The sequence below is a fragment of the Enterobacter hormaechei ATCC 49162 genome (assembly GCF_001875655.1).
Taxonomy (GTDB): Bacteria; Pseudomonadota; Gammaproteobacteria; order Enterobacterales; family Enterobacteriaceae; genus Enterobacter; species Enterobacter hormaechei.
In genome coordinates, this window is record NZ_MKEQ01000001.1 from 1,236,087 (window position 1) to 1,248,043 (window position 11,957).

The window sequence follows — 11,957 nt, forward strand, 5'->3', positions numbered from 1 at the left end:
TATAAACACTTACCTGAGCTTTATTGTTACCTATTATAATAAATACTCCATTTTAATTAACTGTCCAACAGGAGGCTGAAGGAAAAAATTCAACTCTTTTCATAACTTTTAAAATTTATTTTTTTACGGATAATCAAATACTTACTCCGCTTTTGTTGTAAAACCATACACATTGCGGGCCTATAAGCCAGGCGAGATATGATCTATATCAATTTCTCTTCTATAATGCTTTGTTAGTATCTCGTCGCCGACTTAATAAAGAGAGAGTTAGTGTGAAAGCTGACAACCCTTTTGATCTATTACTCCCCGCTGCGATGGCGAAAGTTGCCGAAGAAGCGGGTGTCTACAAAGCAACGAAACATCCGATGACGACGTTCTTTCTGGCCATTACGGCTGGGGTGTTCATCTCCATCGCTTTCGTCTTCTATATCACAGCCACTACCGGCACGGCCGGGATGCCTTTCGGCATAGCGAAACTGATTGGCGGTATTTGCTTCTCACTGGGCCTGATTCTCTGCGTCATCTGCGGCGCCGACCTCTTCACCTCGACGGTGTTGATTGTTGTGGCAAAAGCCAGCGGAAGAATTACCTGGGGTCAACTGGGGCGCAACTGGCTCAACGTCTACGTTGGCAACCTGATTGGCTGTCTGCTCTTTGTTCTGTTGATGTGGCTTTCTGGCGAGTACATGACCGCCAACGGCGGCTGGGGGCTTAACGTCCTGCAAACCGCCGACCACAAAATGCACCATACATTTATCGAAGCCGTTGCTCTCGGCATCCTCGCAAACCTGATGGTCTGCCTGGCGGTCTGGATGAGCTACTCTGGTCGTAGCCTGATGGATAAAGCCATGATTATGGTTCTGCCGGTTGCGATGTTTGTTGCCAGCGGCTTTGAGCACAGTATTGCGAATATGTTCATGATCCCGATGGGGATTGTTATCCGCAACTTTGCAAGCCCGGAGTTCTGGACCGCCGTTGGTTCAACCCCGGAAAGTTTTTCACACCTGACTATTATGAACTTTATTACTGATAACCTGATCCCCGTCACTATCGGGAACATTATCGGTGGGGGTCTGTTAGTTGGGTTGACATACTGGGTCATTTACCTGCGTGGCGGCGATCATCATTAATGGTTGTCTCAGGCAGTAAATAAAAAATCCACTTAAGAAGGTAGGTGTTACATGTCCGAGCTTAATGAAAAGTTAGCCACAGCCTGGGAAGGTTTTGCGAAAGGTGACTGGCAGAATGAAGTCAACGTCCGTGACTTCATTCAGAAAAACTATACCCCGTATGAAGGTGACGAATCCTTCCTGGCTGGTGCGACTGACGCAACCACCAAGCTGTGGGACAGCGTAATGGAAGGCGTTAAACTGGAAAACCGCACTCACGCGCCAGTTGATTTTGACACCTCCGTTGCGTCTACCATCACTTCTCACGATGCTGGCTACATCAACAAAGCCCTTGAGAAAATCGTTGGTCTGCAAACTGAAGCACCACTGAAACGCGCAATTATCCCGTTCGGTGGTATCAAAATGGTTGAAGGTTCCTGCAAAGCGTATAACCGCGAGCTGGACCCAATGCTGAAAAAAATCTTCACCGAATACCGCAAAACCCATAACCAGGGCGTATTCGATGTTTACACCAAAGACATTCTGAACTGCCGTAAATCTGGCGTTCTGACCGGTCTGCCAGATGCCTATGGCCGTGGTCGTATCATCGGTGACTACCGTCGCGTTGCGCTGTACGGTATCGACTTCCTGATGAAAGACAAATACGCACAGTTCGTCTCTCTCCAGTCTGACCTGGAAAACGGCGTAAACCTGGAAGCGACTATCCGTCTGCGTGAAGAGATCGCTGAACAGCACCGTGCGCTGGGTCAGATCAAAGAGATGGCGGCTAAATACGGCTGCGATATCTCTGGTCCTGCGACCAACGCTCAGGAAGCTATCCAGTGGACCTACTTCGGCTACCTGGCCGCTGTTAAGTCTCAGAACGGTGCAGCAATGTCCTTCGGCCGCGTATCCACCTTCCTGGATGCGTACATCGAACGTGACCTGAAAGCAGGTAAAATCACCGAGCAAGACGCTCAGGAAATGATTGACCACCTGGTCATGAAACTGCGTATGGTTCGCTTCTTGCGTACCCCAGAATATGATGAACTGTTCTCTGGTGACCCAATCTGGGCAACCGAATCTATCGGCGGTATGGGCGTAGATGGCCGTACTCTGGTTACCAAAAACAGCTTCCGCTTCCTGAACACCCTGTACACCATGGGTCCTTCTCCGGAGCCGAACATCACCGTTCTGTGGTCTGAAAAACTGCCTCTGAACTTCAAGAAATTCGCCGCTAAAGTGTCCATCGACACCTCTTCTCTGCAATACGAGAACGATGACCTGATGCGTCCTGACTTCAACAACGACGACTACGCTATCGCTTGCTGCGTAAGCCCAATGGTTGTTGGTAAGCAAATGCAGTTCTTCGGTGCGCGTGCAAACCTGGCGAAAACCATGCTGTACGCAATCAACGGCGGCGTTGATGAAAAACTGAAAATGCAGGTTGGTCCTAAGTCTGAACCTATCAAAGGCGACGTGCTGAACTATGACGAAGTCATGGAGCGCATGGACCACTTCATGGACTGGCTGGCGAAGCAGTACGTGACCGCGCTGAACGTTATCCACTACATGCACGACAAGTACAGCTACGAAGCCTCTCTGATGGCGCTGCACGACCGTGACGTCGTTCGCACCATGGCGTGTGGTATCGCAGGTCTGTCCGTTGCGGCTGACTCCCTGTCTGCAATCAAATATGCGAAAGTTAAACCAATTCGTGACGAAGATGGTCTGGCGATCGACTTCGAAATCGAAGGCGAATATCCGCAGTTCGGTAACAACGACTCTCGCGTTGATGACATGGCGGTTGACCTGGTAGAACGTTTCATGAAGAAAATTCAGAAACTCACTACCTACCGTAACGCTATCCCGACTCAGTCTGTTCTGACCATCACCTCTAACGTTGTGTATGGTAAGAAAACCGGTAATACCCCAGACGGTCGTCGTGCTGGCGCGCCATTCGGCCCAGGTGCTAACCCAATGCACGGTCGTGACCAGAAAGGTGCGGTTGCCTCTCTGACCTCCGTTGCTAAACTGCCGTTTGCTTACGCGAAAGATGGTATCTCTTACACCTTCTCTATCGTGCCAAACGCGCTGGGTAAAGACGACGAAGTACGTAAAACGAACCTCGCGGGTCTGATGGATGGTTACTTCCACCACGAAGCGTCCATCGAAGGTGGTCAGCACCTGAACGTGAACGTGATGAACCGTGAAATGCTGCTCGACGCGATGGAACATCCTGAGAAATACCCTCAGCTGACCATCCGCGTATCTGGCTACGCAGTACGTTTTAACTCCCTGACGAAAGAACAGCAGCAGGACGTTATCACCCGTACTTTCACTCAGTCCATGTAAGTGGAATTGACTGAAATCACGCGTTAAAAAGCGTACAATAAAGGCTCCACGCAAGTGGGGCCTTTTTAACACCCTCGCTTCATCAGTCTCTTTTGTCCGCTATCTATACTCTATGGATAACAGCCAAAACAGACTCGACATAGCCTTTGAGCTGTGCAACTACACAGGCCCCCGGATGGGCCAAATTCGGAGATATCACCGCAATGTCAACTATTGGTCGCATTCACTCCTTTGAATCCTGTGGCACCGTCGATGGCCCGGGGATCCGCTTTATTACTTTCTTCCAGGGCTGCCTGATGCGCTGCCTGTACTGCCATAACCGCGACACCTGGGATACCCACGGTGGCAAAGAAGTCACCGTTGAAGATCTGATGAAAGAGGTGGTGACCTATCGCCACTTCATGAACGCGTCCGGCGGTGGCGTGACGGCATCTGGCGGTGAAGCTATCCTTCAGGCTGAGTTTGTCCGCGACTGGTTCCGTGCCTGCCGTAAAGAAGGTATTCATACCTGTCTCGACACCAACGGCTTTGTGCGCCGTTACGATCCGGTTATTGATGAACTGCTTGAAGTGACCGATCTGGTCATGCTCGATCTCAAACAGATGAACGATGAGATCCACCAGAATCTGGTTGGCGTCTCGAACCACCGTACGCTGGAATTTGCCAAATACATTGCCAACAAAGGCGTCAAGACCTGGATCCGCTACGTGGTTGTTCCCGGCTGGTCAGATGATGATGATTCCGCGCATCGTCTGGGTGAATTTACCCGTGATATGGGGAACGTGGAGAAAATTGAACTCCTGCCCTATCACGAACTGGGTAAACATAAATGGGTGGCGATGGGTGAAGAGTACAAGCTTGATGGCGTGAAGCCGCCGAAAAAAGAGACGATGGAGCGCGTCAAAGGTATCCTTGAGCAGTATGGCCACAAGGTCATGTATTAAAGAGAAGGCCCGGTGAATACCGGGCCTTATTATATTCTATTTAAATACGCCGTTAATAACGGAAGTCACAATTGCCGTACTCAGCGCAATTAAGACCAGATCGTCACCCACCACGCGCCATTCATAGCCCGGGTAGGAAGGAAGCTGGCCCAGCATAGAGGCTGGCACGGTTTTCTTCGCAATACCCGGAGGCAGTGGCTTACCGCGCGCCAGGTTTTTCGCAATACCTGGAGGCAGAGAGTCATAGCCCGTTAAGCCGTAATTCAGTGCCAGATGGCGCGCATGATCAAAGCTCACGCGAGCATCCACATCATTCCCGACATCTTTGCTGCTTTTGAAGCTCTTGTCCGATTTGCCCGGGTTATCCTGACCGCCATTTTGCTTATTACCATGGTTACCGGAATTACCATGATTGCCGCTATTACCCTGTCCGCCACCGTTACCGTGACCACCGCCATTCCCGTTGCCAGGGTTAGCCATGACCGGAGCCGTTGCAAACGTTAAAGACAACACTACGGCAAGTGCGGTAGTGGAAAAACGACGTGTAGACATGATTGCTGCCTTTTAGTGGTAGAACTCATTTGAATTATCGCCAGGCGGGAAAAACAAACAATACGTAAAAGTCTTATATGTGACAGGGACAAAAAAGCCTGTCGATGACAGGCTTTTTATTAATCAGGCATGTGCCACTGGCGTTGGATGTTCGCCCACTTTACGCAGCAGCATTAAGAGATAGATAAACGATACGCTGGCGATCATGATAAACAGTAAATTATCGGAATAATTCTGCATCAGCATCGCGGTAAACGTCGGCCCTAATAAACTGCCGATCGTATAGCTCAATAACAGCGCCTGGTTCATTGCCACGAGCTGGTGATGTTCTACTTTCTCACAGGCCCAGGCCATTGCGACCGGATAGAGCGTAAAACCTGCCGCACCCAGAATGAACAACGCAGGTGCCATCGCGGCGTTGCTGAGCATGGCGAGACAGCCCATGATCACCACAAAAACCTGAACGCGCAGCACCAGCAGCCGACCAAAGCGGTCCGCCAGGCGACCAATCGGCCATTGCCCGACAATCCCGGCGCTGACCATCACCGCCATCCAGAAACCAATCCCGGAATCACTGACCCCCTGATGGTTAAGCCAGAGCGGCATCAGGCCATAGAGCGAGCCCAGCACAATCCCGGAGATAATGCAGCCGTTAACCCCCAGACGCGCCTGGCGCAGTCTCAGCATTGGCCACACGTGCGTGGCTTCCTGGTGTTCGCTGTTTTGATTCACAATGCGGGTAAAGAGCAGCGGCAGGATCGCAGCCAGCACCATGCCCGTCACCCACGGCAGCACGCTCATCAGGTCGGTTGGCAGTTTGCTGACCATCAGTTGTCCCAGTACGGTACCGACATAGTAAACCATCATATAAGCCGCCAGCAGGCGTCCGCGGTTGCGGGATGTGCCGCTACACATCAGCGCACTCTCAACGACCACCCAAATCATGGCGCAGCCGACACCGGCAATAAAACGCCATACCATCCAGCTCCAGAAGCCGACCATCAGGCCTAACCCGGCACAGCCGACGGCAAAGATCAGCGACGCCAGGTAATAACTGCGGTTAAAACCAAAGCGCTTAATAAGGCCGCCCGTTAATAAGGTGCCCAGCAGATTGCCCGTAAAAAAGGACGAGCTAACCATACCCACCTGCCAGGTCGGTAAGTTTTCATGGGCGAGCCATAGCGGGACGAGTGTGTTTAACACCGCGATCGCCAGGGTCAGCAAAAGCAGGCCACAGAGCAACAAAAGCACCGGGCGGGTATAGGTGGTCATGGATTAAAAACCGTGAGGAAGTTCAGATTTCGTGCGCATCATGCCACTGGCAAAAACAAAGTCAATCCACCGGTTCTGGCGTCACGCACAATATGCACCACGTCGATTTAAAAAACTCATCCTGCTAATGCAAAGCCTGCTACTGATATTAATTATCTATTTGTTTTTATTTATTTCCGGGAATTTTTACAACGAAACATCAGTCGAAAAATTTCATGAATGAAAAAAGAAAAGCCGGGCGCTATGTCCCGGCTTTTTATAACAAAATCTAAAATTAGCTGGCGATAGCCATACCGACCGTCATATGCAGACCGTAAAAGACGCCGCGACCGATCAACTCCCCGGCCAGCACCAGCACAAAGGCCAGTGACAGCAACGGTAGCGCAGGCGAGTAACCTTTAAGCTGAGGAGCAATCCAGCACACCAGCGCCGCCGTCAGCAGTACCACGCGCCAGGCCATCAGCGAACCGTAATCCGGCACCAGCGCCGAAGCCTGCTGGATAGAGCTGTGAATGGTCGCCAGCTCCGCTCCCTGCATCAGCGCCACGACGGTACTGACGACCAGCGCCAGCAGCGAGATCGCGGGCAACAGGCGCATCGCCCAACCACTCACACCTGCCACGCGCAGCAGCAAATAACCCAGCAGCGGCCCGCCGATAAACATCGTCAGGAAGAAGCTCATCGGTGTCCACACGCTGTACCAGGTCGGAACCGTATCGATGGTGTTGTACACCCGAACCATCATCCAGACGAAAACAACGCCCAGCACCATGGTGACGATGAGCCACAATGCACGTAACCCTGACGGCAGCTTTTTCAGCGCTGCCAGCAGCCACCCCAGCCCGCCCACGGCGAAGAAAATGGCGCCACTGGCAATCTCGTTACTCAGCGAGGAGGCGCCCACGCGGTTCAGGGAGTTGAACGCGCGCATCGGCGACCCCAGGTGCAGCGTGGAGGCAATAAAGCCAATCCCCATCAGCACCCACAGGCCAAACATGCTCAGTACCAGACGCTGCTGCTGTTCGGCATTGAGATTACCTTTCAGCAGCGCCAGCGCGAGCACGATAAACCCGCCCACCACGCACTGTCCAAATACCGTGAAGATCATCAGCGGCCATTCATGCCATCCACTTCCCATCTCACACCTCCTTCGGGTTTGCCAGGTAGCCGGTGGTGTCACCCGTCGGACGGCTGTTGGCGTTAGGTTTGATCACAATACTCGGCTTCGTGAAGTGCGCAGACGGCAGCGGCGCGACGGCAGCAAGCTGGCCGTGTTTTTTGCGCAGCTCCTCAATCGGGCCAAAGTCCAGCGCGCGCAGCGGGCAGGACTCGACGCAGATGGGCTTTTTGCCGTCCGCCACGCGGCTGTGGCAGCCGTCGCACTTGGTCATGTGGCCTTTGGCGGCGTTGTACTGCGGCGCGCCGTACGGACAGGCCATGTGGCAATAGCGACAGCCGATGCAGACATCCTCGTTCACCACCACAAAACCGTCGTCGCGCTTGTGCATTGCCCCGCTCGGACAGACCTTGGTACAGGCCGGATCTTCGCAGTGGTTGCAGGCAATCGACAGATAATAGGCGAAGACATTCTGATGCCAGACGCCGTTGTCCTCCTGCCAGTCGCCGCCCGCGTATTCATAAATACGGCGGAAGCTGACGTCCGGGGTTAAGTCTTTGTAATCCTTGCAGGCCAGCTCGCAGGTTTTGCACCCGGTGCAGCGGCTGGAATCAATAAAAAATCCATACTGGGTTGTCATCGGTTACTCCTTACGCCTTTTCAACCTGAACGAGGTTTGTGTGGGATGGGTTGCCCTTCGCCAGCGGCGACGGACGCTGCGTAGTGAGAACGTTGATGCAGCCCGCCTGATCGATACGGTTCGCATCCGGGTTATACCAGGCCCCTTCCCCCAGCGCGACAACGCCAGGCATCATGCGCGGCGTCACTTTAGCTTCGATATGCACTTCGCCACGCCCGTTGAAGATACGTACGCGATCGCCATTGCTGATACCGCGCGCTTTCGCATCCATCGGGTTGATCCACATCTCCTGTCGGCAGGCCGCTTTCAGTACATCAACGTTGCCGTAGGTGGAGTGAACACGCGCTTTGTAGTGGAAACCGGTCAACTGAAGCGGGAATTTCTTCGTCAGCGGATCGTTGTAGTTTTCGAAACCAGGGGTATAAATCGGCAGTGGATCGATAACGTCCCCTTCCGGTAATTCCCAGGTTGCGGCAATTTTTGCCAGCTCTTCGGAGTAGATCTCGATTTTGCCTGACGGCGTGGTCAGCGGATTCGCCTGCGGATCTTCACGGAACGCTTTATACGCCACGTGATGCCCTTCCGGGTCACGCTGCTTGTACATGCCCTGCTTGCGGAAGGTGTCGAAGTCCGGCAGGTCAGGAATCGCTTTACGAGAGAGTTCGTGCAGATGGCGCATCCACCCTTCCTGCGTGCGTCCCTCGGTGAACTGCTGCTCAACGCCAAGACGTTTCGCCAGCTCGGAGGTCATCTCATAGATGGTTTTGCACTCGAAGCGCGGCTTGATGGCCTGGTCGGTAAAGATCACGTAGGACATGTTGCCGCAGGAGGCGTCCAGCGCGAAATCCATCTGCTCAGACGCGGTGCAGTCTGGCAGCAGAATATCGGCATACTTCGCCGACGAAGTCATGTGGCAGTCGATCACCACAATCATTTCGCACTTCTTGTCGTCCTGCAAAATTTCATGGGTACGGTTGATTTCAGAGTGCTGGTTGATCAGGCAGTTACCGGCATAGTTCCAGATCATTTTGATCGGCACGTCCAGCTTGTCTTTGCCCCGGACACCGTCGCGCAGCGCGGTCATTTCCGGGCCGCGTTCGATCGCGTCAGTCCACATAAACATGGAGATGCTGGTCTGAACCGGGTTATCCAGCGTTGGCATACGTTCAAACGGTACTTCATATGAACCTTCACGCGCGCCAGTGTTACCGCCGTGAATACCGACGTTGCCGGTCAGGATAGAGAGCATAGAAATAGCGCGGGTGGCAATTTCGCCGTTCGCGTGACGCTGTGGACCCCAGCCCTGGCTGATATAAGCCGGTTTTGCTGAACCAATTTCACGCGCCAGCTGAACAATACGCTCAACCGGAATACCGGTAATGGTGGACGCCCACTCAGGGGTTTTCGCTATACCGTCGCTGCCCTGACCAAGTATATAGGCTTTGTAATGCCCGTTCGCCGGTGCGCTGGCTGGCAGGGTCTTCTCGTCGTAACCAACGCAGTATTTATCCAGGAATGGCTGATCGACGAGATTTTCTGTAATCATCACATACGCCAGCGCGTTTACCAGCGCAGCATCCGTGCCCGGCCGGATGGGGATCCACTCGTCTTCACGTCCTGCCCCGGTATCGGTATAGCGCGGATCGACGATGATCATGCGGGCATTAGATTTGGCGCGCGCCTGCTCAAGATAATATGTTACCCCGCCGCCGCTCATGCGCGTTTCGCCCGGGTTATTACCGAACAGCACCACCAGTTTACTGTTTTCGATATCGGACGGGCTGTTACCGTCAGCCCAGCCGCCGTAGGTGTAGTTCAGGCCAGCGGCAATCTGTGCGGAAGAGTAGTCACCGTAGTGATTGAGATAGCCGCCGCAGCAGTTCATCAGACGGGCGACAAGCGTCTTACCGGGTGGCCAGGAGCGGGTCATGGTGCCGCCCAGCGTCCCGGTGCCGTAGTTCAGGTAGATGGATTCGTTGCCATACTCTTTGATCAGACGCTGCATGTTGGTGGCGATGATATCGTAGGCTTCGTCCCAGCTAATACGCTCGAACTTCCCTTCCCCACGCTTACCGACACGCTTCATCGGATATTTCAGACGATCCGGGTTATAGACGCGACGTCGCATTGAGCGTCCGCGCAGACAGGCACGAACCTGATGTAACCCTTCGTAGTTATCGTCCCCGGTATTGTCGGTTTCGACATATTTGATTTCACCGTCCACAACATGCATACGCAGGGGACACCGGCTACCACAGTTAACGGTACAGGCACTCCACACCACTTTTTCCGGGGCTGAAGCGGGAGACAGAGCCTCCGCCGCCGACGCCAGACGGGTAAAAGGGAGCGTAAAGGCGCTGCTGGCAACCGCCAGACCACCTATTGCCGTGGTTTTCATCAACCCACGGCGAGTGACCTCGGCAGCCATAAACGCTTCAGGCGCTTTGATTTTCATAAAGACTCACTTTGGTTGCTCACAAAGAAAAGAGAGGCGGCGCAAACCGCTATGTAGTTTTATATATAACGAATTACTACGTTATTGGTGTTTTATGCTAACTTTCATTCGGAGAAGTATTACTACTTTAGAGTGAGGAGGTATTGCGTCGTATCAATTCAGAGGGATAAAAAAAGCGCCCGAAGGCGCTTTTGTGCGTAAGTGCAAAATCATTAACCGATGAACTGCTGACCTTTCATGTAAGGACGCAGCACTTCAGGGATCTCAATACGTCCGTCAGCCAGCTGGTAGTTTTCCAGCACAGCAACCAGCGTACGGCCTACAGCCAGACCAGAACCGTTCAGGGTATGAACCAGACGGGTTTTCTTGTCAGACTTGCTGCGGCAACGCGCCTGCATACGGCGTGCCTGGAAATCCCAGACGTTAGAGCAGGAGGAGATTTCACGGTAGGTGTTCTGCGCTGGCACCCACACTTCGAGGTCGAAGGTTTTGCAGGCGCCGAAGCCCATGTCACCGGTGCACAGCGCCATACGGCGATATGGCAGGCCGAGCAGCTCCAGCACTTTCTCTGCGTGACCGGTCATCTCTTCCAGCGCGTCCATAGACTCTTCCGGACGAACGATCTGCACCATTTCAACTTTATCGAACTGGTGCATACGGATCAGACCGCGAGTATCACGACCGTAAGAACCCGCTTCAGAGCGGAAACACGGAGAGTGCGCGGTCAGTTTGATTGGCAGATCGTCTTCGTCGATGATCTCATCACGCACGAGGTTGGTCAGCGGCACTTCCGCGGTTGGGATCAGCGCGTAGTTGCTGCTGTCAGCTTCCTCGTCCAGCGGACGGGTATGGAACAGATCGCCGGCAAATTTCGGCAGCTGGCCTGTACCGTACAGCGTATCGTGATTAACCAGATACGGAACGTAGGTTTCGCTGTAGCCGTGCTGCTCGGTATGCAGATCCAGCATGAACTGCGCCAGCGCACGGTGCAGATGGGCAATCTGACCTTTCATTACCACGAAACGAGAACCGGTCAGCTTAACCGCAGCCGCAAAGTCCAGGCCCGCATGTATTTCGCCCAGCGTCACGTGATCGCGTACCTCGAAGTCAAACTCGCGAGGCGTACCCCAGCGTTTCACTTCAACGTTGTCGTTTTCGTCTTTGCCGACAGGCACGCTGTCGTCAGGAATGTTCGGGATCGCCAGGGCGATATCACGAATTTCAGCCTGAAGAACGTCCAGTTCAGCTTTCGCCTGATCCAGCTCTTCACCCAGTTTGTTCACTTCCAGGCGTAATGGCTCAATATCTTCCCCGCGCGCTTTCGCCTGGCCAATGGATTTCGATCGAGAATTACGCTCTGCTTGCAGATTTTCAGTTTGTACCTGCAAAACTTTACGACGCTCTTCAAGAGCGCGCAGCTTATCTACATCCAGCTTAAAGCCCCGGCGTGCCAGTTTTTCAGCGACTGCGTCTGGCTCATTACGCAGCAGATTGGGATCGAGCATGCTTATCC

9 protein-coding genes are annotated in these 11,957 nt (G+C 53.3%); 3 read left to right on the forward strand and 6 right to left on the reverse strand.

Annotated elements, in window-relative coordinates:
- Positions 1-272 precede the first annotated feature (272 nt).
- From focA to pflA, 3 genes are all read left to right on the forward strand, one after another.
- On the forward strand, positions 273-1,130 hold the full coding sequence (focA, locus tag BH712_RS06270) for a formate transporter FocA (RefSeq protein ID WP_017384832.1): 858 nt from the start codon (positions 273-275) through the stop codon (positions 1,128-1,130).
- Between the two features lie 51 nt (positions 1,131-1,181).
- Positions 1,182-3,464 (forward strand): formate C-acetyltransferase, encoded by a 2,283-nt coding sequence (gene pflB / locus BH712_RS06275; RefSeq protein ID WP_006809388.1) that lies wholly within the window; start codon positions 1,182-1,184, stop codon positions 3,462-3,464.
- Between the two features lie 203 nt (positions 3,465-3,667).
- On the forward strand, positions 3,668-4,408 hold the full coding sequence (pflA, locus tag BH712_RS06280; protein WP_006809389.1) for a pyruvate formate lyase 1-activating protein: 741 nt from the start codon (positions 3,668-3,670) through the stop codon (positions 4,406-4,408).
- Between the two features lie 36 nt (positions 4,409-4,444).
- Here the strand turns inward: pflA and BH712_RS06285 are convergent, their stop codons facing one another.
- From BH712_RS06285 to serS, 6 genes are all read right to left on the reverse strand, one after another.
- Entirely contained in the window at positions 4,445-4,960 is a 516-nt protein-coding gene (locus BH712_RS06285) for an anti-virulence regulator CigR family protein (protein ID WP_006809390.1), read from the reverse strand.
- Between the two features lie 123 nt (positions 4,961-5,083).
- Positions 5,084-6,232 (reverse strand): MFS transporter, encoded by a 1,149-nt coding sequence (locus BH712_RS06290; protein WP_006809391.1) that lies wholly within the window; start codon positions 6,230-6,232, stop codon positions 5,084-5,086.
- Positions 6,233-6,506: 274 nt separating this feature from the next.
- Positions 6,507-7,370 carry a dimethyl sulfoxide reductase anchor subunit family protein gene (locus BH712_RS06300; RefSeq protein ID WP_039273510.1) on the reverse strand — a complete coding sequence of 288 codons (864 nt, stop codon included), beginning with the start codon at positions 7,368-7,370 and terminating at the stop codon, positions 6,507-6,509.
- A 1-nt stretch (position 7,371) separates the two neighbouring features.
- Positions 7,372-7,989 (reverse strand): DMSO/selenate family reductase complex B subunit, encoded by a 618-nt coding sequence (locus BH712_RS06305; protein WP_022647979.1) that lies wholly within the window; start codon positions 7,987-7,989, stop codon positions 7,372-7,374.
- Positions 7,990-7,999: 10 nt separating this feature from the next.
- Positions 8,000-10,444 carry a dimethylsulfoxide reductase subunit A gene (dmsA, locus tag BH712_RS06310; RefSeq protein WP_006809394.1) on the reverse strand — a complete coding sequence of 815 codons (2,445 nt, stop codon included), beginning with the start codon at positions 10,442-10,444 and terminating at the stop codon, positions 8,000-8,002.
- Positions 10,445-10,656: 212 nt separating this feature from the next.
- A complete protein-coding gene (serS, locus tag BH712_RS06315) occupies positions 10,657-11,949 on the reverse strand; it encodes a serine--tRNA ligase (RefSeq protein ID WP_006809395.1) in 1,293 nt (430 codons plus the stop codon).
- Positions 11,950-11,957 lie beyond the last annotated feature (8 nt).